The organism is Streptomyces sp. MS06 (assembly GCF_047200655.1).
Lineage (GTDB): Bacteria > Actinomycetota > Actinomycetes > Streptomycetales > Streptomycetaceae > Streptomyces.
The window spans coordinates 24,019-46,897 of the sequence record NZ_JBJZOJ010000062.1; the positions used below are offsets into that span (position 1 = coordinate 24,019).

Here is a 22,879-nt window from a genome sequence, read left to right on the forward strand (position 1 = left end):
CGCCGGGACGAACGGTCGGCCTGCATGGACAACACGATGCCCGCTCGCGGTGTTCCCGTCGTCGTACCTGAGCACACAATGGGTCCTACTACCGATGGAGTACGCTCACCGGCCCGTCCTCCCCTGGGTGGGTGACACGTCGGCCAACCCCGGTGGCCGACCCCCGGGCGGCCTTTGGTACTACTGCCCCTCGTGGACCCGGACCCCGCACTGCCCGCGCCGGCGCCCCTCGGCGGCTTCTTCCTGCTACGTGCCCCCGGACGGCCGCCCCGTCCGCAGCCGACCCTGGCGCAGGCGTACACGCGGCCGCAGGGGAGCGACACATCGGATGTTTACCGCGATCCGCTGGGTTTCCGGCTCCGCAAGGTCGCCGGGAGCCTGCGGGCCCCCGAACCGCGGATCGCCGCCTCGGTGGCGCAGCAGGGGCTGGCCGCGCGGCTGTGGTCGCTCGCCCTCGGTCCGGCGGTCCTCCACGGCCGGGTCCCCGACCTGGATCCCCGGCTGCTGCTCTGGGACCCCGACGCCACCGCGCCCGACGACCTCTGGCCGGCCGAACCGCCGGCGCTGGCCGACGGCGGCGCCGCGGCCGTCGCGCGCTCGGTGCTGGACCGCCACCTCGTCCCCCTGGAGGCCGCGTTGCGCGCCCGCCGGCGGATCGCCGCGGGCCTCCTGCGGGGCAACGCCGCGTCCGCGCTCGCCGGCGCCGCCCGGCAGCTCGACGGCTGGGCCCGCCGCACCGGCCGCCCCGACGTCGCCGGACGGGCCCGCGACCTCACCGCCCGGCTCCTGGCCCACCCCTACCTGGCCGGCACCGGCACCCTCGCCGGCACCGCCTTCCGGCGGCGCAGCTGCTGCCTGTACTACCGGGTCCCGGACGGCGGCGTGTGCGGCGACTGCTGCTTCGCACACCCCCCGCGCTCTTCCCCGCGCGGCACATCTGGGTGACCATGAGAGGGAACCAGCCACCGAACACAGGGGGTTCCGGGTGCGAGTGGGACTGCTGACGCGGGAGTACCCCCCGGACGTCTACGGTGGCGCGGGCGTCCACGTCGAGTTCCTCGCCCGCGAGCTGCGGCCCCTGGTCGACCTGGACGTGCACTGCTGGGGCGAGGGCACCGCGGCGGACCGGGCGGCCGGTGTCGTGCGCCACCGGCCCTGGGCGGCCCTCGACGGCGCGAACGACGCACTGCGCACCTTCTCCGTGGACCTCGCGATGGCCGCCGGCCTGGAGCACTGCCGGCTCGTCCACTCCCACACCTGGTACGCCAACCTCGCCGGCCATCTCGCCAAGCTGCTGCACGGCGTCCCGCACGTGATGACCGCCCACTCCCTGGAGCCACTGCGTCCCTGGAAGGCGGAGCAGCTCGGCGGCGGATACGCCCTGTCCGGCTGGGCCGAGCGCACCGCGATCGAGGCCGCCGACGCGGTGATCGCGGTCTCCGGCGCCATGCGCGAGGACATCCTCGGCTGCTACCCGGCGCTGGACCCGTCCCGCGTCCACGTGGTGCACAACGGGATCGACACCTCGCTGTACCGGCCCGACCACGGCACCGGGACCCTGACCCGCCTCGGCATCGACCCGGACCGCCCCTACGTGCTGTTCGTCGGCCGGATCACCCGCCAGAAGGGCGTCGACCACCTGCTGCGCGCCGCACGGCGGATCGATCCGGTCGCCCAGGTCGTGCTGTGCGCGGGCGCGCCGGACACGCCGGAGATCGACGCGGAGTTCCGCGCGCTGCACGCGGAGCTGGGCCGGGCGCGCGACGGTGTCCACTGGATCCCCAGGATGCTGCCGCGTCCCGAGGTGATCCAGCTCCTCACCCACGCGGCCGTCTTCGTCTGCCCGTCCGTGTACGAGCCCCTCGGCATCGTCAACCTGGAGGCCATGGCCTGCGGCACGCCCGTGGTGGCCTCCCGGGTCGGCGGCATCCCCGAGGTCGTCGAGGACGGCCGCACCGGGGTACTCGTACCGGTGGACGGCGACTTCGAGGCGGGACTCGCCCGGGCGCTGGACTCGGTGCTCGGCGACCCGGACACCGCCCGGCGGCTGGGTGAGGCGGGGCGCGGACGCGCGGTGGGGGAGTTCGGCTGGGACGCGGTCGCCCGGCGCACGGTGGAGCTGTACGAGAGGGTTCTCGACCAGGCCCGGTAGGTCCTGCACGGAACCGCGGACAACCACGGGAGACCGTGGTCAGACCAGAGTGAGGGAGCGGCCATGCGTCGTGGTGGGCCTTCGGTACTCGGGATCGTACTGGCGGGCGGAGAGGGAAAGCGGCTGATGCCGCTGACCGCGGACCGAGCCAAACCGGCGGTCACCTTCGGCGGCACCTACCGCCTCGTCGACTTCGTGCTGTCCAACCTCGTCAACGGCGACATCCTGCGGATCTGCGTGCTGACCCAGTACAAGTCGCACTCGCTGGACCGGCACATCACCACCACCTGGCGGATGTCCAGCCTGCTCGGCAACTACGTCACCCCGGTCCCGGCGCAGCAGAGGCTGGGACCGCGCTGGTACCGGGGCAGCGCCGACGCGATCCTGCAGTCGCTGAACCTGGTCCACGACGAGCAGCCCGAGTACGTCGCGGTGTTCGGCGCCGACCACGTGTACCGCATGGACCCGCGCCAGATGCTCGCCCAGCACATCGACAGCGGAGCCGGGGTCACCGTGGCGGGGATCCGCGTCCCGCGCGGCGAGTCCGCCGCCTTCGGAGTGATCACCCCCGGCTCCGACGGCCGCACCGTCGAGCGCTTCCTGGAGAAGCCCACCGACCCGCCCGGACTCGCCGACGACCCGGAGCGCGTCTTCGCCTCGATGGGCAACTACCTCTTCACCACCAAGGCGCTGGTGGCGGCGCTGCAGCGGGACGCCGAGGACGACGACTCCGCGCACGACATGGGCGGCTCGATCCTGCCGCAGCTCACCGACCGCGGCGAGGCCGCGCTGTACGACTTCAGCGCCAACCACGTACCCGGCGAGACCAGCCGCGACCAGGGGTACTGGCGTGACGTCGGCACCCTCGACGCCTACTACGAGGCGCACATGGACCTCATAGCCGAGCGCCCCGCCTTCAACCTCTACAACCGGAGCTGGCCGATCTACACCCACTCCACCCAGCTCTCCCCGGCCCGCTTCAACGCGGGCGGTATCGCCGGCGAGTCGATTATCAGCGCCGGCTGCCTGATCCGCGGCCAGGTCACCCGGTCGGTGCTCTCACCGGGTGTGGTCGTCGACCCGGGCGCGGTCGTCCAGGGCTCCGTGCTGCACGACAACGTGCACATCGGCCGGGGTGCCGTGGTCCGAGGGGCGGTGCTGGACAAGAACGTCGAGGTGCCGCCGGGCGCGACGATCGGGGTGAACCCGCAGCGGGACGCCGAGCTGTACACGGTGTCCAAGGGCGGGGTCATCGCGCTGGGGAAGGGCCAGCGGGTGTCGTAGCCGACCGGGTCCGGCGGCCGCCCGTGCACCCGGCTGCGTTCCCCGGCTGCGTTCCCCGGCGACCCGGCACGCCCGCGCCGGGCGGCGCCACGCCACGGCGGCGCCCCGGTCCGACGTACGGCCATTCGGCGTACGTACGGCGCGCCTCGGTGGCGCCTCGGTACGGCGCCGGGCGGCTCGGATACCCCGCACGGCGGTGCCCGGCACCGCTTACGGCCCCTCCGTACCCGCACGCCGGCCCGGTACGACGCGCGGCGACCCGGCCGGTCGAGCCGGTCGAGTCGGGCGAGCCGGGCGAGCCGGTCGAGTCGGTCGAGTCGGGCGAGCCGGGCGGACGAGGTGCTCCCGGGCGAGCGAGTTGTTCCCGGGCACCCCGGGCACCACCATCCGCACCATCCGTCCCACCCCGCGCCGAAGGTGTGGTACTTAATGTGTTGTTAACTATGCGTAGCTCGATCGTACTTGACCGTAATCGCCGGTGGGCGGTTGACTGCTGACCCACCCCCGTCGCCGACGCGAGGCCACGCCCTTGACTTCCGACCTGCTCGCACCCCTCGACCTGGCGTTCTGGAACATCGAATCGGCCGGGCACCCCATGCACCTCGGTGCCCTCGGAGTCTTCCAGGCGCACTCGCCCACCGCGGGAGCCCACGCCGCCGACCTGCTCGTCGCCCGGGCGGCCGCGGTACCCGGACTGCGCATGCGGATCCGGGACCTGTGGCGGCCGCTCACCTCCCCCCGCTCCGCGGCACCCGCCTTCGGCGGCGCCGTCCGCGAACCCGATCCCGACTTCGACCCGCTCCGCCACGTCCGCCTGCACGCACCGGCCGCGGACTTCCAGGCGGAGGCGGGCCGGCTGCTGGAGCGCCCGCTCGACCGCACCCGGCCCCCCTGGGAGGCACATGTGCTGCCGGGTGAGGACGGAGTGTCCTTCGCGGTGCTGTTCAAGTTCCACCACGCCCTGGCCGACGGGCTGCGCGCACTGACCCTGGCCGCCGCCGTCCTGGACCCCGTGGACCTGCCGGTCTCCCGGCCGCGGCCCGAAGTGCCGCACCGCCCCCTGCTGCCCGAGGTGCGACGGCTGCCCGGACTCGTGCGCGGTGCCCTCTCCGACGCCGGCCGCGCCCTCGACATCGGCGCCTCCGTCGCCGTGTCGACCCTGGGCATGCGGACCACGCCGGCACTCACCGCCCCGCCCACCGGCACCCGGCGGACCGCCGGCGTGGTGCTCGACCTCGATGACGTGCACCGCATTCGCAAGGTGGTCGGCGGCACCGTCAACGACGTGCTCATCGCCGTCGTGGCCGGTGCCCTGCGCCGCTGGCTCGACGCCCGCGGCGACAGCACCGACGATGTCGCGCCCCGCGCTCTCGTGCCGGTCTCCCGGCGCCGCCCGCGCAACGCGCATCCCCAGGGCAACCGGCTGTCCGGCTACCTGATACGGCTTCCCGTGGGCGAGCCCGACCCGGTCGCCCGCCTCCGCGCGGTCCGTACGGCGATGGACCGGAACAAGGAGGCCGGGCCGGGCCGGGGCGCCGGAGCGGTCGCGCTGCTCGCCGACCACGTGCCCGCGCTCGGCCACCGGCTGGGCGGACCGCTCGCCGGCCAGGCGGCCCGGCTGTGGTTCGACATCCTGGTCACCAGCGTTCCGCTGCCCGGCCTCGGCCTGAAGCTGGGAGGGCACCCGCTCACCGCGGTGTTCCCGCTCGCCCCGCTCGCCCGCGGCCACTCCCTCGCCGTCGCGGTGTCCACGTACCGGGGCGGTGTCCACTACGGGCTCGTCGCCGACGCGCGGGCCGTGCCGGACCTGGACGTGCTGGCCCGGGCCGTGTCCCGGGAGACGGAGGTACTGGGCGCCGCCTGCGCGCCGTGATCGCGGCGCCGCCTCTCCGGGCCGCGGCCCCCGGTCATCCGGCGGTCGCGGCCCCGGTCATCCGGCGGTCGCGACCCCGGTCGGCGGGCGGCCGCGGTCGGCGGGCTCACTGCTTCCGGCGCTGGCCCTTGGGCCGCCGCGGGTAGGGGAACAGCCGGGGGCGGCGCCTGGCGGCGACGTCCTCGACCCAGCCGAAGAGCAGCAGTGCCAGCACGATCAGCGGGACGGCGACCAGCAGCGGGAACCACTGGCTGGTCAGCAGCCAGTGCAGGTGCGTGTAGCAGAAGTCGTTGTTCCACAGCGGGTCGATCAGCGGCTCGGTCAGCACCAGTGCCACGCAGTGCCACAGGTAGACGGTGACCGCGCGGGAGTTCAGCAGGCTGACCACCCCGTTGAACCGCTCCAGCCGCTGCGGCCAGCTCTCCCAGGACGGGCTCAGGTGCAGGAGCAGCAGCACGCTGCCAAAGGACCAGATCGCCTGGGCGAGCGGCACCGTCTCGATGTCGGGTCCGATGCGGGGCTGGTCCACCGGGGCCTGCTGGAGCCACCAGTAGCCGAAGGCGAGCAGCAGTGGCGCGATCGACGGTGCGACGTAGGCGGGTATGCGGCGGAACACGCCCTCGTGGTAGGCCATGCCGAGCATCCAGCAGGCGCCGAAGGTGGTGAAGTCGGTGGCCGTCTCCATGATCCTGCCGGACTGGTCGACCAGCCCCGAGTTGAGGAGGGCCGACAGCGCCAGCGGCAGCGCCAGCGACACCCAGGGGAGCCGGCGGACGGCCCGGCGCATCAGCGGTGACAGCAGCATGAACCACAGGTAGGCGCGCAGATACCACAACGGCACCACGATCTGCTCCGCCCAGGTGGCCGGGAGATGCCCGCCGAAGCCGCCGAGCTGGTCGGCGAAGGGCGGCGTGCTGATCGGCAGGATCCAGAACGCCAGGTGGCCCCACCACCAGTTCGGGTGCCCGTCGTAGCCCGGGCCCCAGCCGTCGAGGATCATCGCGGGCACCACCACGGCCCCGAACATCCACATGGGGGGCAGCAGGCGGCGCAGCCGCGACCGGAGGACGCCGAACGCCGGACGGCTCAGCGACCGCGCCATCAGCGATCCCGCCAGGGCGAACATCACGCCCATGGAGGGGAAGACCAGCGGGAGCCAGGTCCAGGAGAAGTTGTGGTAGATCACCACGCGGACCAGGGCCATGGCCCGCAGCAGGTCGAGGTACCGGTCGCGTCCCGGTTTCCGGGTCACGGGCTCGGCCGGCTCGGGGTCCGGCTCGACGGGCAGTACGAAGCCCGAGGCCGTGACCAGGGGCTCCGGCAGTGCCCGCAGGGCCATGGTGTCGGAGTCGGGCGCGAACCTCGCTCCGACGGGTTCCGCGGTGGTCATGACGGCATCTCCCCCATGGTGACGTCGAGGCCCACCTCGCCGGTGCGGCGCAGCTTCTGCCAGCGCAGCTGACCACCGGTCAGCGCGGTGATCCAGGACTGGAGCAGGACCATGTACATCAGGACCCGGTACACCACCTGCTGCACGGGCAGCGTGATCAGGTGCCAGTACTTCTCACCGTCCAGGTGGAAGGACCAGGCGGCGAACACGGCCTGCAGGCCCAGCACCCCGAACCAGGCGGCCAGGGTCGAGTACGGGTCGACGAAGAGCACCCCGTACAGCATCGCGACGTCGATCGCGGGCGCGAGCAGCGGTGTCAGCACCATGAACACGGCGACGAACGGCAGCCCCACCCGGCCGAAGCGCCCCGCCGTGCCCCGCTCCAGCACCGCGTGCCGGTGCTTCCACATCGCCTGCATGGTGCCGTAGCTCCAGCGGTAGCGCTGGGACCAGAGCTGGCGCAGGCTGCCGGGCGCCTCGGTCCAGGCGCGGGCCTTCTCGGCGTAGACGATCCTCCAGCCGCCGCGGTGCAGCGCCATGGTCACGTCGGTGTCCTCGGCGAGCGTGTCGTCGCTCATCCCGCCCACCTGGTCCAGTGCGGAGCGGCGGAAGCCGCCCACCGCGCCGGGAATTGTCGGCATGCAGCCGAGCACGTCGTACATGCGCCGGTCGAGGTTGAAGCCCATGACGTACTCGATGTGCTGCCAGGCGCCGATCAGCGTGTCGCGGTTGCCGACCTTGGCGTTCCCGGCCACCGCGCCGACCCGCGGGTCGGCGAAGGGCTGCACCAGCTCGCGCACGGTCGAGGGTTCGAACACGGTGTCGCCGTCCATCATCACGACCAGGTCGTAGGAGGCGGCGGCCACGCCGGTGTTGAGGGCGGCCGGCTTGCCGCTGTTGGGCTGCCGGATGAGCCGGACCATCGGCAGGTCCAGCTCCTCGACCAGCGCGGCGGTGTTGTCGCTCGATCCGTCGTCGACGACGATCACCTCGATCGGGTGGTCGCTCCTGGCCAGCGAGAGCAGGGTGTTGGAGATGCACTCCTGCTCGTTGTAGGCCGGCACGACCACGGTGACCGGTTCGGTGACCGCCTCGCCCCAGGTGAAGCCCCGCTTTCTGGTGCGGCGCACGTGCAACGCCGACAGCACGAGCATGAGGGCGAAGCGCAGGAACACCAGCGTGCCGACGACTGCCAGCAGGACGACCAGCCAGGGCATCAGCCGCACGGAGAAGGAGGTGCACCACAGGAACGCCCTGCCCGCCCACAGGTCGTACCCGGTGACCCGGGTGTTGGCCGGCCCGGTGCCGAGCGCTTCGCCGATCGTCCTGAAGCTGTAGCCCTCGGCCTTGAGCTTCTGGATGATGATCGGCAGCGCGGCCAGGGTCTGCGCGCGGTTGCCGCCCGCGTCGTGCATCAGCACCATCTGGCCCTGGCCGGGCAGGTCCGGCATGGCCGCCTTGACGATGGCGTCGACACCGGGCCGCTTCCAGTCGTCGGTGTCCTTGTCGATGAAGCTGACCAGGTAGCCGTCCGCGCCGGCCTCCTTGGTCACCGGCCAGCTCCAGTCGTCCAGCGCGTCCACGGTGGAGGAGTAGGGCGGGCGGAACAGGGTGGTGTGGATACCGGCGACGCCGGCGAGGGCGAGCTGGGTCTCGCCGAGTTCCCAGGTGAGCCGGGTGCTGGTCTGCAGGGCGAGGTCGGGGTGGGTGAAGGTGTGCAGGCCGATCTCGTGCCCGTCCGCCACGATCCGGCGTATCAGCTCCGGGTTGCGGGTGGCCATCGAGCCGGTCACGAAGAAGTCGGCGTGCACCTTCTGCTCGGCCAGCACCTTGAGGATCTTGGGAGTCCACTTCGCCGACGGGCCGTCGTCGAAGCTGAGCACCACCGTCTTGTCGGGGATGGTGTAGCTGACCGGATGGTCGTTCCGGTCACCGCGCGCGTCGACGACCGGTCCGCCCTGGAGCACTCCGGGCGGCACGGTGCCCTTGTCCACCGAGACGGCGGTCCGCTCGTCGTGGAAGACCTCGTTGTTCGCCATGCCCCGCAGCACCAGCAGTGCCAGCAGCGTCACGAGCACGGTCAGCGGCAGGAAGAAGCGCAGGGGAGGCGCTGCGAGTCGGCGCGACCGCAGGGCGGAGCGCCGGGAGCGTTGGTGGCGGGACATGCTCTTCCTGGTGGTCGTGGTCTTCGCGTGGCGGGGTGGCGTCGTGGCCGGCTGCGCAGAGGGTCAGTCGTCCGGTTGCGCAGAGCGTCAGGGGACCGGGGCCGCGGAGCCGGCCCCGGAGCCCGCTCCGGCTCCGGAGGTGCCGCCGCCGGTGTCCGGGGCTCCCGTGGCGGTGTCACCGCCCCCGCCGGAGGTGCCGGTGCCGGCCGTGCTGCCGGTGCCCGCGGTCCCCGAGGTGCCGCCGCTGTCGCTGCCGCCGGCGCCCGCAGCGGAAGCAGCGCCGCCGGCACTGCTCGCGGTGCTCGGGGAGGGGGCGTGGCCGGCGCCGGTCGCCGGGTGCGTCGCCGCGCCGGCGCCGTCCGAGCCGGTGCCGCTGTCGGTGGTGGTGGCGCTGTTCGGGGTGGCGGCACCGGAGGGCGCCCCCGCGCCGGTGGGAGCACCGGTGGCGGAGGGGCTCGCCGAGGGCGAGGCGCCGGAAGGCTTCCCGTGTCCGCTCGGTCGGCCCGGAGGAGAGGGCAGGGGTGCGTTCACGTACCGGCTCGGCGGAGTGGTGTCCGCGGAGCGGGGCACGGCGAACGCCGGCGCATGCGACTGGGTGCCCAGCAGGCCGGAGATCATGGCCAGGAAACACCCCACGCACAGCACGCCGAACACCCAGCCGGCACCGCGCAGACGACGGCCGCGCCGCCCCGTCCGGTCCACGAAGACGGGTGACGGATCGTTGGGCACGGGGGCACTGATCACCGACGACCTCGGCTTTCCATGATCGCGTCGCCGCGGACTCCAGGGCGCGTCGAAAGCTACTGGAACGAACTGTGTATCCCCGCTTGGATGTTCGTTTTGCGCGCTCTGTCCGATCGCCTGTGATCATATTGAGACAAGATATGGAAAACTCAGGGAGGCCTCGTAAAATCCGGGTCCCCGACCCCGCCCCCTGCCGATCGGATGACCCGCGCATGGCCAGACGCCCCCGCCCCGGCTACCTCCTGGCCGCAGCAGCATTCGTGATCGCAGGTCTCCTGGCGTTCTACGTGTTCGGCGGCCGCGGAGCCGCCGGGGACGCCCGCGCGGCGGGCGGAGCCTCGCCGTCCCCCTCGCCCCGCTTCGACGTCTCGTCGATGCTGAACCCCTCGGGCCGGATGCTGGGCGTCGTCGACAACAAGACGCCCTGGCAGTACGACATCGTGAAGACGTTCACCGACCAGGCGGGCCGCGCCCCCGACATACGCGAGTACTACGCCAGCTGGGGAGCCGACTTCGACCCGGAGGGCAACGCCTTCCTCTGGAAGCACGGCCAGCTCCCGATGCTCGCGCTGGTACCCGGCGACACCCCGCTCTCCGCGGTGGCCGAGGGGGCCGAGGACACCTACATCCGCGCCCTCGCCCGTCAGGTAGCCGCCTACCAGGGCCCGCTGGCCCTCTCCTTCGCCGGCGAGATGAACAGCCCCTGGCACGCCTGGGGCCCCGGCCACGCGAAGCCCGCCGACTTCGTCGGCGCCTGGCGGCACCTCCACGACGTCTTCCGCGAGCTCGGCGTCACCAACGTGATCTGGGTCTGGAACCCGCACGTCATCGACACGGCCAGCACCGCCGCGCTGCGCCCCTACTTCCCCGGGAAGGGCTACGTCGACTGGGTCGGCCTGGTCGGCTACTACGGCCCTGTCGACGGCGTCGCCTTCTCCAGCCTGTTCACCCCCACCCTGAAGAAGATCGCGGACTTCTGCGACAAGCCCGTCCTGATCACCGAGACGGCGGTGGCGCAGGGAAGCAGGAAGCAGGCCCAGATCCGCGACCTGTTCGAGGGCGCCGCGGACGCGGGCGTCATCGGGCTGGTCTGGTACGACCAGAGCAAGACCTGGCCGGGGAGTTCACGCCCGACGGACTGGCGCATCGACACCTCGCTGGCCGCCCGGGCGGCGTTCCGCGTGGAATCGGCCCGCGCGGGCTTCGGCCACCCGTTCGCCGGTGACCGGAGCCGGTGACCGATCAGCGGCCGGCGAGGTCCGGCCGCGCGGAGAGCGGCGCCCGGTGCCGCCGGCCGCGCAATCGACGAGGGTGCGCGAGAGCGGTTCCGGCCGCCGCGGCGCGAAGTACCGAGCGGAACGGAAACGGCAGATGACGGAAGAACGCCCGACGGGGCAGGACTTCGCGGAGCAGGAGCCCGGCTGGGCGTTCCGGCCGCGTACACCGGTCGGCGCCCGGTCGGACGGCCCGCCGAGACCGGAGCGGCCGCACCGCTCCCGCCTCGGGGACGCACTCGACCGCGGTCGGGCCCCGGAACCGTCCACCGGCGCCACCGGGGCCGGGGGAGCGGCGCCCGCCGAGCCCGCCCGCCCGGACCGGCAGACCGCGCCTTTCGTACCCCGACCGTCGACGGTCGGCGGGCGCCCCGCCCTCGGGCGGGCGGTGCCCGGCCGGAGGTCCGCCTCCCCCTCGGAGCCGCCCGGCCCGGTCACCGACCCCGTCACCAGGCCGGCGGACGCCGCCCCGCCCGAGGATGTGCACGTGGTCCCGCCCGAGGACGTGCACGCGGTGCCGCCCGAGGACGTGCACGCGGTCCCGCCCGAGGACGTGCACGCGGTCCCGCCCGAGGACGCGCACGCCGCCCCGCCCGAGGACGCGCACCTCCGCGGGCCCGACGACGCGGGCGACACGCGGACCGGGCGCGGCAGCCGCCGACGTGCCGCCCGGGCCGTCCTCGCGCTGGCCGTCCTCGCCGCCGCGGGCGGCACCGCGGTGGCGCTGCGGCACTCCGAGGAGGTGCCCGTCGCATCGGACCGTGCCGCGCTGGTCTGGAAGGTGGCCGCACCCGCCGCGGGCGACGAGCTGATCGGCAGCTGGAACACCGGCACCCTGCTGGTCCGGGCCTCCACCCGCGGCGGTGTCAGCGCGTACCGGCTGTCCGACGGCAAGCAGGTGTGGCGGACCACCCCGGAGACCGCGAGCGCCGTGCCGTGCGCCATGTCGCCCCGCCCCGCCGCAGGAGGCGTCGGCACGGTCGCCTTCGGCAGCGACGGCCACTCCTGCACCACGCTCGCCGGCGTCGACTCCACCACCGGGAAGATCCTCTGGAGTGTGCCCCTGGTCGACGCGACGCATCCCACGGCCACGGCCGCGGAAACCTTTGTCCAGGGCTCCGTCGCCACGATCGTCAGCGAGAACTTCCTCGGCGGCCTGGACGTCCGTACCGGCCACCGGGTCTGGGGGTACCGGGCCCGCGGCTCCTACTGCAACGTCCGCGACTGGGGTGCGGAAGGCGTCGTGCTGGTCAGCGACTACTGCGCCGACCAGCGGTCGGGCTACACCCTGACCGCCTACGACGGCGAGACCGGGAAGACCCTGTGGACCCGGACCCGCCCCAGCAGCACCGTGGTCAAGAGCATCCTGTCCGGTGCCCCGCTGGTCGCCGCGCTCCACACCCCCGTGGAGGACAGCGTCCGGGTCCTCACCGCCGCGGGCGCCGGCCGCAAACTCGCCGTCGGCAACACCGCCGTCAGACCCGGCAACGAGACCGCGGCCGACCGCTCCGCCAGGCTCGTCGGCGACGTCCTGGTCGTCCCGGCCGAGGACGCGACGGGCGACGGCATCGACGCCTACGACGTCACCACCGGCGCCAAGCTGTGGAGCCGCCCGCAGGCCGCACTCGCCGCATCCGCCGACGGGCAGGGCGCGGTGTACGCCGTCACCACCTCCGGGGCCCCGCAGCTCCTCCGGCTCGACCCGCACACCGGGGACGCCACCCCGGTGACGCTGCTGCCGCGCGGCGGCTTCACCGCGGGAACGGTGTACGTGACCCCGGACGGGGGCGTTCTGGAACTCGACGCCCAGGGGACCTCCGACGCCGTCCGGTACTACCGGTAGCCCCCGACCGCCCAGAGCGAGCCCACGGGCAGCCGGCCGCCCCCGCCGTGCGGGCCGCCCCCGCAGTCCGGGAGGCGCTGCCCTGCGGGAGGCGCCGCCCGCCCCGGGCGGACCCCCGGGCGGTGCCCGCAGCGGCCGACCGGGCAGGACGCGCGGGCCGGCCCCGGGCCGCATCGCGGCGGGCGGTTTGGCGACCGGCTCGGGCGCTCCGTACAATTCCCCGTTCGAAAGCGGGCGCGATCGGAGCGCCGCCACGGCATTTCAGGGATCGGCAGTGCGATGACGGTGACACAGGACGGCCCGCAGCAGGCGGACGAGCAGGCGGACGGGCCCGGCATCGACCCCGAGCGCCTCGCCGTCTGCCTGAGCGTGCTGGAGGAACTCGACACGCTCGACGTCGACCACCCGGACGCGGTCAGGGTGCGCCGGGCCACCTCGCACATCTACCGCACGGTCAAGCAGCGCCGCCGCCAGGAGCGCCGCGCCGCCAAGACCGCCCACGACAAGGCGGTCACCGAGGCCACCGCGACCGGTTCCGCCGAGCGTGTCGACGACGAGACCGAAGGCGTCCTGCCGACCTCCAAGATCGGGCCCGGCCGGATCGCCGGCGTACTCCGCCGGGCGCGGTCCTGCTACGTCTGCAAGGCCCGCTACGTCGAGGTGGACTACTTCTACCACCAGCTGTGCCAGACCTGCGCCGCCGAGAACCGGGCCCGCCGCGACGCCCGCACCGACCTGACCGGGCGGCGCGCCCTGCTCACCGGCGGCCGCGCCAAGATCGGTATGTACATCGCGCTCCGGCTGCTGCGCGACGGCGCCCACACCACCATCACCACCCGCTTCCCGAACGACGCCGTCCGCCGTTTCAAGGCCCAGCCCGACAGCGACGAGTGGATCCACCGCCTGAAGGTCGTCGGTATCGACCTGCGCGACCCCGCCCAGGTCGTCGCTCTCGCCGACGGCGTCGCCGCCGAGGGCCCCCTGGACATCCTCATCAACAACGCGGCGCAGACGGTGCGCCGCTCCCCGCAGGCCTACAGCGAACTGGTCGCCGCCGAGTCCGCGCCGCTGCCCTCCGGTGAGCTGCCCGCCGCGGAGGTGATCGGCACCTTCGGCTCCGGCGCGGTCACCGAACTGCCGGTCGCCGGGGGCGGCGCCCTGACCGCGCGGGAGGTGACGGACCTGGCCCTGGTGTCGGGCTCGGCGTCGCTGGAACGCATCGCCGCCGGCACCGCCATCGACGCCGGCGGACTCGTGCCCGACCTGCACGCCACCAACAGCTGGATCCAGACCGTGGACGAGGTCACCCCGGTCGAGTTGCTGGAGGTGCAGCTCTGCAACTCCACGGCGCCCTTCATCCTGATCAGCAGGCTGCGTCCGGCGATGGCGGCCGCCGCGGCCGGCCGCGCCTACATCGTGAACGTCTCCGCCATGGAGGGCGTCTTCGACCGGGGCTACAAGGGAGCGGGGCACCCGCACACCAACATGGCGAAGGCCGCCCTGAACATGCTCACCCGCACCAGCGCCGAGGAGATGTTCGAGCGGGACCGCATCCTGATGACCGCCGTCGACACCGGCTGGATCACCGACGAACGCCCGCACCCGGACAAGATCCGCCTCGCCGAAGCCGGCTTCCACGCCCCGCTCGACCTGGTCGACGGAGCCGCCCGGGTGTACGACCCGATCGTGCGCGGTGAGGCGGGCGAGGACGTGTACGGCGTCTTCCTCAAGGACTACGCGCCGGGCAAGTGGTGAGCCGCACCCGGCGCCGAGCCGGGTGACGGCGGCCGCCGGGCCCTGGGGACGGCGGCCCCGGCGCCTCAGTCGACGGCGCCCATCCGGGAGTTGCGGGCCGCCACCAGTTCCAGCACCGTGCGCCAGTCCTCCAGCACCCCGGCGTCGAAGCCGCCCGCGCGGCTCTCCTCCTCCGCGTGGCGGAGGGTGAGCGCATCGTCCCCGGCCGGACCTCCGTGCCGGGGACGGCGGCGCAGCAGGTCCGAGACGCGTTCGCCGAGCAGTCCGCGCACGGCGTCCGCCGCGAGGCCGGCCCCGGCCTCCGGGTCATTCGGCCGCAGCAGTTGCGCGATCGGCCCGATCAGGCCTGTGAGCTGGAGTTCCTTGTCCGCGGGCCGGCTTCGGCGCAGCAGGGCGGCGGTACGCAAGGCCTGGTCGTGCAGGTCGACTGCCGTGCTGCCCGGCACCGGAGGGCCGACGACACCCCGGCAGGCGTACAGCAGATCCATCAGCTCCTCGACGCTGCGCAGCTCCACCGTCGGTCCTCCCGCGAGACAGCCGTTGCGGGACACCACCCGAGCATGCCGACCTGTCGCCGCGGCCAACGGCGCCTGAACGGCGTGACGAGGTCGGGCGCCCCGCGCGCCGGTAGACCGATCGGGTGACGCCCGAAAGGCGCGTCGCGGGGCGAAAAGGTTCAATTCACCAGCGGGGACATGCGGGTGACTTGCCATGGTTACCCCAAATTTTCAGCGCTATCGAGCAGTGGGCCGCTCATTTGGTTAATCTGTGGTCGGCGGGCAGCAGTACGGGGTCCCACCCACACCCACGGCCCGTCGTGGGACAAGCCGGTCCACAACGGCCTGCTCTCAGTACGAGTTACCGACGCCACCGCGTCCGATCCGCATCGAGCCAGACCCGAGCGGGCGTCGAACTCCAGGCCGTGCCGGGGTCCGGGCGTCCCGAGGGTGACCGACACATAAGGAGTGCGCGGTGACACCAGAGAAGACGAATCGCGAGCAGCGCCCCAAGGAACGCCCGGAACGCGCGGGCCGCCGTCCCGGAGAGCTCGGCAGCCTCGACGTGTGGGCCCGGTCGGCCCCGATCCGGCTGGCGGGGTACGAGGACGACCTGGCCGAGCCCCACATCCTGCCCAGCGTGGACTGACTCCCCCGGACGTCACCCCCGCGATCGCCGACCGCATGGGCGTGTCAGACTCACGCCCATGCCGATCAGACAAGCCGCGGCCGACGACTGGCCGCGCATCTGGCCGTTCTGGCACCGCATCGTCGCAGCCGCCGAGACCTACGCCTGGGACCCGGACACCACCGAGGAAGCGGCCCGCGCCCTGTGGATGAGCCCGGCCAAACGCGTGTACGTGGCCGAGGACGACGGCGGAACCGTCGTGGGCTCCGCCTACCTCACCGCCAACTACGGCGGCCCCGCCTCCCGCATCGCCAACGCCGGCTTCATGGTCGATCCCGACCGGACCGGCCGCGGCACCGGCCGCGCCCTCGCCGATCACGTCCTGTCCGAGGCGAAGGCCCTCGGGTACACGGGCATGGTGTTCAACGCCGTGGTCGAGACGAATCCGGCAGTGGCGCTGTGGGCCTCCCTCGGGTTCACCGTACTGGGCACGGTGCCGGAGGCCTATGAGCACCCGCGTCACGGGACCGTCGGCCTGCACATCATGTACCGGGCACTCTGACACGCCGTCGGCATCCGGCCCCTGCGGCTCCCCGCCTCACGGCCCGCCCTCCGCCGGGCGGGCTCCGCACCCGCGGCCCGGCCGTCAGTCCAGCGGAGCCGTCCGCCGCCACGGGTGCGACCGCTCCACCTGCTCCGCCACGGCGAGCAGGTCCGCCTCCGAGCCTGGCCGGCCCACCACCTGCACGGCGCACGGCGCCCCCGTGGGCAGCGTGCCGAACGGCAGCACCACCGCCGGCCACCCGGCCAGGTTCCAGGCCGGCGTGAACGGCGAGTAGGCCGAGTCGGCCAGGACGTTGCGCAGCCAGCCCCGCTCGTGCCAGGCAGCGGCCCTGGGGGAGCGGCGGGCGAGTGCGGGCGTGAGCAGCACGTCGTGCTCGGCGAAGAAGGGGGCCAGGCGGGCCCGCAGCCGATCCCGCTCCCGCCCCGTGCGCACCGTGCCGAGGAAGCGCCGCCCCACCGCGGCGTGCACCCGGGTGCGGCGGGCCAGCAGCCGCCGGTCCAGGCCGCGCGCGTCCGCGGCCGTGCCCGCCGTCCAGTGCGTGAGGGCGGTGACACCCAGGGACAGCGGGTACGGGGGATCGGCGCGCCGCACCGTGTGGCCGGCCCCGGCGAGGACACTCGCCGCCTCGCGTGCGGCCGCCTCGTACGGCCTGCTCACCGCGATCCCGGCCAGCGGGCTGCGCAGCGAGACCGCGATCCGGAGGGCGCCGGGCTCGGCGTGCCGTACGGGCCCGTCCCCGGCGAGCACCGAGAACACCAGCCGCGCGTCCTCCACGGTCGTGGCCAGCGGCCCGTTCTCGGACATGCCCGACCAGGCGTCCTCGCCGATGTCCGCGGGCACGACGCCGTGCCCCGGTTTGAGCGTGACCAGGCCGCAGTTGGCCGCCGGTATCCGCAGCGACCCCATCCCGTCGTTGCCGAGGGCGATCGGTGCGAAACCCGCGGCGACCGCGGCGGCGCTGCCCCCGGACGAGCCCCCGGCGCTCCGCGACGGGTCCCAGGGGTTGCGGGAGGTGCCGTACACGCCCTCCGTGGTGCCGAAGACGCACAGTTCGGGGACGTTGGTCAGCCCCACGACGATCGCGCCCGCGGCCCGCAACCGGGCCACCGTGACATGGTCCTCGGCGGCGGGGGAGTCCGGGGTGGCCGCGGAGCCGATCCGGCAGGACTCGCCGCGCACCGGGAGATTGTCCTTGACCGCCACCGGCACGCCGGCCAGCGGAAGCCCGGCCAGGTCGGCGCGGGCGGCCAGCGCGTCCGCCTCGGCGAGCGCCGCCTGCGCACGCACCGTGCGGAAGGCACCGATGCGGGCGTCCAGCCGCTCGATGCGGGCCAGGTGCTCCTCCACCACCGTGCGGGGCTCGGCCCGGCCCTCGCGGACGGCGGCGGCGATCTCGGCGGCGGTACGGCCGACCCAACGGGTCACGGGGCGCTCCTCGGGCGGGCGACGACAGGCGGACTACCGGTGAGTAGTGAAGGTGTCGAGGCCACTCTGCCCTCCTCCCGGGCTTCCCGTCGAGAGTCCGGAGGCCGGCCCGACCGGCCCCCGCGCTCCGATGGGCCGGACGCCGGGCGGGCCGGCGGGATTGGGACCGGCACTCGCCGGGGAGTTGTAGACGGCGCCGGTCCCGCCGCCGGATCCGCTCCCGGCGGCCGCCCTCCCGGCGGATCGCCCCTGTCCCTGTCGCCCTCCGCCCCCGAGCCGCCCCGCCCCGAGCCGCCCCGCGCCCGAGCCGATCCCCTGTCCGAGCCGCCCCGCGCCGAGCCGCCCCGCCCCGAGCCGCCCCGCGCCCGAGCCGATCCCCTGTCCGAGCCGCCCCGCGCCGAGCCGCCCCGCCCCGAGCCGCCCCGCGCCCGAGCCGATCCCCTGCCCGAGCCGACCGACCACCCCCCGAGCCGACGCCCGCTCCTGTCCCCTTCCCCTGCCCCCCGCCCCCGCCCCTGCCCCCTCGCCGTACGAGCCACGGAGTGCCCCGTATGCATGACGACCGCAGCCTGGTCGAGGCCCGTCTGAAGCGCGTCCTCGACGAGCGTGTCCGCCCCGCCGTCCACCCCGAGTCCGTACCGCTGGAGGTGGCGGTGTGGCACGCCCCCGGTGAGCCGGTGCCGGTCGCCGAGGGGCTCGCGGCGCGGACCGAGCCGATCGCGGCGGGCGCCCGCTGGGGCGCTCCGTGGGGCACCGGCTGGTTCCGGGTCACCGGCACCGTCCCGCAGGCGTGGGCCGGGCGGACCGTGGAGGCGATCCTCGACCTCGGATTCGACGAGGCCATGCCCGGCTTCCAGTGCGAGGGCCTGGTGTACCGGCCCGACGGCACTCCGGTGAAAGGCCTCAACCCGCGCAACCGGTGGGTGCGTGTGGCCGCGCCGGCCGAGGGCGGGGAACGGGTGCGGCTGCACGTCGAGGCCGCCTCCAACCCGGTCGTCCTCGGGCACCGCGGCTTCCGGCCGACACGGCTCGGCGATCCGGAGACCGCCGGGAGTGAACCGCAGTACACGCTCGCCCGCATGGACCTCGCCGTGTTCGACGAGACGGTGTGGGAGCTGGTGATCGACCTGGAGGTGCTGGGCGACCTGATGGCCGAGCTGCCGGTCGACACGCAGCGCCGCTGGGACCTCCTGCGCGCGGTGGAGCGGGCGTTGGACGCGATCGACCTGCAGGACGTGAACGGCACCGCCGCGGCGGCCCGCTCCCGGCTGGCCGGCGTACTCGCCGCGCCCGCCGCGGCGTCCGCGCACCGGATCAGCGCCGTCGGTCACGCGCACATCGACTCCGCCTGGTTGTGGCCGCTGCGCGAGACCGTCCGCAAGGTCGCCCGCACCGCCGCCAACATGACCGCCCTGCTGGACGACGAGCCCGATTTCGTCTTCGCCATGTCCCAGGCCCAGCAGTGGGCCTGGGTCAAGGAGCACCGGCCGCAGGTGTGGGCGCGGGTGAGGAAGGCGGTCGGGGAAGGCCGGTTCGTGCCCGCCGGCGGGATGTGGGTGGAGTCGGACACCAACATGCCCGGCTCCGAGGCGATGGCCCGTCAGTTCGTCCACGGCAAGCGCTTCTTCCTCGACGAGTTCGGCATCGACAACGAGGAGGCCTGGCTGCCCGACACCTTCGGTTTCGCGGCGGGGCTCCCGCAGATCATCAGGGCGGCGGGCACCAGGTATCTGCTCACGCAGAAGATCTCCTGGTCGCGGACGAACGCGTTCCCGCACCACACCTTCCTGTGGGAGGGCATCGACGGCACCCGGATCTTCACCCACTTCCCTCCCGTCGACACCTACAACTGCCGACTGAGTGGCGCCGAACTCGCCCACGCCGTGCGCAACTTCAAGGAGAAGGGGGCCGCCCGGCGCTCCCTCGCCCCCACCGGCTGGGGCGACGGCGGCGGCGGCACCACCCGCGAGATGGTCGCCAGGGCCGCACGCCTCCGCGACCTGGAGGGATCGCCGAGGGTGGCCTGGGACACCCCGCAGGGCTTCTTCGAGAAGGCCGAAGCCGAGTACCCGCAGCCCCCCGTCTGGGTCGGCGAACTGTACCTGGAACTGCACCGTGCCACCCTCACCAGCCAGGCCGGGACCAAGCAGGGCAACCGCCGCAGCGAGCACCTGCTGCGCGAGGCCGAGCTCTGGTCCGCCACCGCCGCCGTCCGCACCGGCTTCCGCTACCCGCACGAGGAACTCGACCGGATCTGGAAGACCGTGCTGCTGCACCAGTTCCACGACATCCTGCCCGGATCGTCCATCGCCTGGGTGCACCGAGAGGCACGCGCGACCTACGACCGGATCACCGCCGAACTGACCGCGGTCATCGACTCCGCCCAGCGGGCCCTGGCCGGCCGCGGGGAGGTACCGCTGCTGTTCAACGCGGCACCGCACAGCCGCCGCGGCGTCCCGGCGGGGGGCGCCGCGACCGCCGTCGAGGACGGGAGCCCGGCCAGCCTCACCCCGCGTGCCGACGGCGGTCACGTCCTCGACAACGGACTGCTGCGGGTCGAGATCGACGCGTTCGGCCTGGTCCGCTCGGTCCGCGACCTCGTCGCCGACCGCGAGACGATCGCACCGGGATGCGCCGCGAACCTCCTCCAACTGCACGCCGACTTCCCCGCCATGTGGGACGCCTGGGACGTGGACGAGTTCTACCGCAACACCGTCACCGACCTGACCCGGGCCGAGCAGGTCTCCCCCGGCGAGGACGGCCGCTCGGTACGCGTCGTGCGCGGCTTCGGCTCCTCCCGCGCCACCCAGGTGCTGTCGCTGCCGCCGGGGGAGGCCCGGCTGGTGATCGACACGGAGGTCGACTGGCACGAGACGGAGAAGTTCCTCAAACTCGCCTTCCCGCTCGACGTGCACGCCGAAAGGTACGCCGCGGAGACCCAGTTCGGGCACCTGCACCGTCCCACGCACACCAACACCTCCTGGGACGCGGCCAGGTTCGAGGCCTGCAACCACCGCTTCGTGCACCTGGAGGAACCCGGCTGGGGCGTGGCGATCGTCAACGACTCGACGTACGGCCACGACGTGACGCGCACCGTCCGCTCCGGCACCGACCGCGGTACGACCACCACGGTCCGGGTCTCCCTGCTGCGCGCCCCGCGCTTCCCGGACCCGGAGACCGATCAGGGCGTCCACCGCTTCCGGCACGCCCTGGTGCCGGGTGCGGCGATCGCGGACGCGGTACGCGAGGGATGGCGGATCAACCTGCCCGAACGCCGTGCGACCGGCGCCGGTGCCGTCGAGCCGCTGGTCGCCGTCGACCGGGACTCGGTCGTCGTCACGGCGGTGAAACTCGCGGACGACGGCAGCGGCGACGTGGTGGTCCGCTTCCACGAGGCCCACGGCGGCCGTGCCCGCGCCACGCTGACCGTCGGCTTCCCGGTGCGTGCCGCGGCCGCCACCGACCTGCTGGAGCGTCCCCTGCCCGAGGTGCCGGCACCGGACGTCGACGGCGACCGGATCGCCGTACGCCTGCGCCCCTTCGAACTGGTGACCCTGCGGCTGCGCCGCGCCTGACCGGGGCGCGCCACACGCCGGTGCTGCACCTCGGGGCCTCCGGCGGTGCGGGACCGTCACCCGCACGGACTCAGTCCCCGGTGCCGTCACCCGCCAGCCGAGTCGGCGGCAGGAACTCCCGCACGTACGTCCGCTGCCAGCACGCCCCCGTCTCCCGCAACTCCCGCCAGGTGGTGAAGCGGTACCGGAAGAGGCGGGCGCGGACGTACCGGGGCGGCTCGTCCGGCGGGAACGGGGAACGCCGCAGCAGCCGCAGCGTGTCCCGGTCGTTCTCCAGCAGCCGTTCCACCAGTGTGCCGAACCAGGGCCCGGCATAGGCGGGCGACAGCGCGGCGAACCACATCAGCCAGTCCAGGCGCAGGTGGTACGGCGCGAACTGGCGGGGCCAGTGCCGCGGGTCGCCGGGCTTGCCCCGGAACTCGTACTCCCGCCACTCGGAGGTCTCGCGCGGTACTCCGTCGCGGGTGCCCTCGATGACCACCTCGTGGCGGACGCGGCTGACGCTGCCGAAGGCGCCGTAGGTGTTGACCAGGTGGAGCGGGTCGAAGGAGCGGTTCATCACCTGCCGGCGGGAGACCATGTTGAGCACCGGTCGGTGGCTGAGGAACACCAGCAGTGCCGCCACCGCGAGCACGACGGCCTCGAACCAGGGCGGGGCCGTGCCGGGCGCTGACGGCGGCGCGCCGCCGTCCGGGTAGCGCAGCACCGGCAGCGCCAGCACGATGGTGAGCCAGTTCAGCCAGGCGAAGTTGCCGGACAGCACCAGCCACAGCTGGGTGAGGATCATCACCGAGGCCGCGCCCGCGGCGATCGGCTGCGGAGCGAACAGCAGGAAGGGCACCACGAGCTGGGTCACGTGGTTGGCCGCCACCTCCACCCGGTGCAGGGGCGCGGGCAGCCGGTGGAAGAACCAGCTCAGCGGCCCCGGCATCGGCTGGGTCTCGTGATGGTGGTCCAGGCACGTCAGCCTCCGCCAGCAGGCGTCGCCGCGCATCTTGATCAGGCCCGCCCCGAACTCGACCCGGAACAGGATCCAACGCAGCAGGAACAGCACCACGACCGGCGGCGCGACCTCCTCGTTGCCGAGCAGGACGGCCACGAACCCGGTCTCCAGCAGGAGCGACTCCCAGCCGAAGGAGTACCAGGTCTGACCGACGTTGACGAGCGACAGGTACAGCACCCACGGCACCAGCCACAGCAGCATCCCGCCCCACAGCGGCAGCACCGAGTCCAGGCCGGCCAGCAGCGCCGCCGACACCGCGCAGCCCGTCCAGCAGCAGGCCGCGTAGAGGCGGTCGGAGTAGCGCAGGTGGAACAGGCTGGGGGAGTGCCGGAACGGCACCCGCCCCAGGAACCGGGGGACCGGGAGCAGCCCGCGCGAGCCCAGCAGCGGCCGGAACTGCAGGACCGCGGTCAGGAACGCGACCAGGTAGACACCGGCCAGGGCCCGCTGGAAGACCAGCCGGCTCAGCCAGTAGTCGGGTGCGGAGAACCAGAACCAGTCCACGGGCCGTACGCTCCTTCCCTCCAGTGTGGCGCGCGACCGCCCGCGCCGCCGCGTCCGCCGCACCGCCGCGCGGGGTGCGCGACACGGGCGGGCAGGCGCACGACGGCCGCGTCTCGCCGCAGACCGGACCGGACCGGCTGCCGCGGCGCGCCCTTCCCGTTCCGCGGTCCGGGGGGGGGGGGGGGGGCAACCAGACCACGGA

Annotated in this window: 16 protein-coding genes; 10 read left to right on the plus strand and 6 right to left on the minus strand. The window is 73.8% G+C overall.

Going from position 1 to position 22,879, the window contains the following annotated elements; genetic code table 11:
• The first annotated feature begins 192 nt into the window (after positions 1–192).
• The 4 genes from ACL02U_RS26825 (at position 193) to ACL02U_RS26840 (ending at position 5,309) form a co-directional block, all read left to right on the plus strand.
• On the plus strand, positions 193–945 hold the full coding sequence (locus ACL02U_RS26825; RefSeq protein ID WP_412793529.1) for a (2Fe-2S)-binding protein: 753 nt from the start codon (positions 193–195) through the stop codon (positions 943–945).
• 40 nt (positions 946–985) lie between these two features.
• A complete protein-coding gene (gene glgA, locus ACL02U_RS26830) occupies positions 986–2,152 on the plus strand; it encodes a glycogen synthase (RefSeq protein WP_412793530.1) in 1,167 nt (388 codons plus the stop codon).
• Between the two features lie 63 nt (positions 2,153–2,215).
• On the plus strand, positions 2,216–3,436 hold the full coding sequence (gene glgC / locus ACL02U_RS26835) for a glucose-1-phosphate adenylyltransferase (RefSeq protein ID WP_412793531.1): 1,221 nt from the start codon (positions 2,216–2,218) through the stop codon (positions 3,434–3,436).
• Positions 3,437–3,965: 529 nt separating this feature from the next.
• Positions 3,966–5,309 carry a wax ester/triacylglycerol synthase family O-acyltransferase gene (locus tag ACL02U_RS26840; RefSeq protein ID WP_412793532.1) on the plus strand — a complete coding sequence of 448 codons (1,344 nt, stop codon included), beginning with the start codon at positions 3,966–3,968 and terminating at the stop codon, positions 5,307–5,309.
• 106 nt (positions 5,310–5,415) lie between these two features.
• On the opposite strand, the gene ACL02U_RS26845 is transcribed toward ACL02U_RS26840, so the two are convergent.
• The 3 genes from ACL02U_RS26845 to ACL02U_RS26855 form a co-directional block, all read right to left on the minus strand.
• Positions 5,416–6,699: an acyltransferase family protein gene (locus tag ACL02U_RS26845; RefSeq protein ID WP_412793533.1), complete on the minus strand. Its 1,284-nt coding sequence runs from the start codon at positions 6,697–6,699 to the stop codon at positions 5,416–5,418.
• A complete protein-coding gene (locus ACL02U_RS26850) occupies positions 6,696–8,864 on the minus strand; it encodes a bifunctional polysaccharide deacetylase/glycosyltransferase family 2 protein (protein WP_412793534.1) in 2,169 nt (722 codons plus the stop codon). Before ACL02U_RS26850 ends, ACL02U_RS26845 begins: the two co-directional genes overlap by 4 nt.
• An 87-nt stretch (positions 8,865–8,951) precedes the next feature.
• Positions 8,952–9,608 (minus strand): hypothetical protein, encoded by a 657-nt coding sequence (locus ACL02U_RS26855; protein WP_412793535.1) that lies wholly within the window; start codon positions 9,606–9,608, stop codon positions 8,952–8,954.
• Positions 9,609–9,820: 212 nt separating this feature from the next.
• Here ACL02U_RS26855 and ACL02U_RS26860 point away from each other — a divergent pair, with 212 nt between their 5' ends.
• The 3 genes from ACL02U_RS26860 (at position 9,821) to ACL02U_RS26870 (ending at position 14,480) form a co-directional block, all read left to right on the plus strand.
• Positions 9,821–10,846 carry a glycoside hydrolase family 26 protein gene (locus tag ACL02U_RS26860; RefSeq protein WP_412793536.1) on the plus strand — a complete coding sequence of 342 codons (1,026 nt, stop codon included), beginning with the start codon at positions 9,821–9,823 and terminating at the stop codon, positions 10,844–10,846.
• Positions 10,847–10,979: 133 nt separating this feature from the next.
• Entirely contained in the window at positions 10,980–12,725 is a 1,746-nt protein-coding gene (locus ACL02U_RS26865; protein WP_412793537.1) for a PQQ-binding-like beta-propeller repeat protein, read from the plus strand.
• A gap of 279 nt (positions 12,726–13,004) precedes the next feature.
• Positions 13,005–14,480 carry an SDR family NAD(P)-dependent oxidoreductase gene (locus tag ACL02U_RS26870; RefSeq protein ID WP_412793538.1) on the plus strand — a complete coding sequence of 492 codons (1,476 nt, stop codon included), beginning with the start codon at positions 13,005–13,007 and terminating at the stop codon, positions 14,478–14,480.
• A gap of 65 nt (positions 14,481–14,545) precedes the next feature.
• On the opposite strand, the gene ACL02U_RS26875 is transcribed toward ACL02U_RS26870, so the two are convergent.
• Entirely contained in the window at positions 14,546–14,995 is a 450-nt protein-coding gene (locus ACL02U_RS26875) for a hypothetical protein (protein WP_412793539.1), read from the minus strand.
• Between the two features lie 457 nt (positions 14,996–15,452).
• On the opposite strand from ACL02U_RS26875, the gene ACL02U_RS26880 reads away from it, so the two are divergent.
• Together ACL02U_RS26880 and ACL02U_RS26885 are read left to right on the plus strand one after the other, a co-directional pair.
• Complete coding sequence (locus ACL02U_RS26880) at positions 15,453–15,626, plus strand: hypothetical protein (protein ID WP_184826938.1); 174 nt, start codon at positions 15,453–15,455, stop codon at positions 15,624–15,626.
• Between the two features lie 58 nt (positions 15,627–15,684).
• Entirely contained in the window at positions 15,685–16,167 is a 483-nt protein-coding gene (locus ACL02U_RS26885) for an N-acetyltransferase family protein (RefSeq protein ID WP_412793540.1), read from the plus strand.
• A gap of 84 nt (positions 16,168–16,251) precedes the next feature.
• Here ACL02U_RS26885 and ACL02U_RS26890 read toward each other — a convergent pair whose 3' ends face one another.
• A complete protein-coding gene (locus ACL02U_RS26890) occupies positions 16,252–17,595 on the minus strand; it encodes an amidase (protein ID WP_412793541.1) in 1,344 nt (447 codons plus the stop codon).
• A 551-nt stretch (positions 17,596–18,146) separates the two neighbouring features.
• On the opposite strand from ACL02U_RS26890, the gene ACL02U_RS26895 reads away from it, so the two are divergent.
• Positions 18,147–21,170, plus strand: coding sequence for an alpha-mannosidase (locus tag ACL02U_RS26895; protein ID WP_412793542.1), 3,024 nt, complete (start codon positions 18,147–18,149; stop codon positions 21,168–21,170).
• Between the two features lie 70 nt (positions 21,171–21,240).
• On the opposite strand, the gene ACL02U_RS26900 is transcribed toward ACL02U_RS26895, so the two are convergent.
• Positions 21,241–22,677 (minus strand): lipase maturation factor family protein, encoded by a 1,437-nt coding sequence (locus tag ACL02U_RS26900; RefSeq protein ID WP_412793543.1) that lies wholly within the window; start codon positions 22,675–22,677, stop codon positions 21,241–21,243.
• Positions 22,678–22,879 lie beyond the last annotated feature (202 nt).

Coding starts and splice junctions, on each gene's coding strand:
- glgC (WP_412793531.1), top strand. CDS start 2,216: ATGCGTCGTGGTGGGCCTTCGGTACTCGGGATCGTACTGGCGGGCGGA.
- ACL02U_RS26845 (WP_412793533.1), bottom strand. CDS start 6,699: ATGACCACCGCGGAACCCGTCGGAGCGAGGTTCGCGCCCGACTCCGAC.
- ACL02U_RS26850 (WP_412793534.1), bottom strand. CDS start 8,864: ATGTCCCGCCACCAACGCTCCCGGCGCTCCGCCCTGCGGTCGCGCCGA.
- ACL02U_RS26860 (WP_412793536.1), top strand. CDS start 9,821: ATGGCCAGACGCCCCCGCCCCGGCTACCTCCTGGCCGCAGCAGCATTC.
- ACL02U_RS26865 (WP_412793537.1), top strand. CDS start 10,980: ATGACGGAAGAACGCCCGACGGGGCAGGACTTCGCGGAGCAGGAGCCC.
- ACL02U_RS26870 (WP_412793538.1), top strand. CDS start 13,005: ATGACGGTGACACAGGACGGCCCGCAGCAGGCGGACGAGCAGGCGGAC.
- ACL02U_RS26885 (WP_412793540.1), top strand. CDS start 15,685: ATGCCGATCAGACAAGCCGCGGCCGACGACTGGCCGCGCATCTGGCCG.
- ACL02U_RS26895 (WP_412793542.1), top strand. CDS start 18,147: ATGCATGACGACCGCAGCCTGGTCGAGGCCCGTCTGAAGCGCGTCCTC.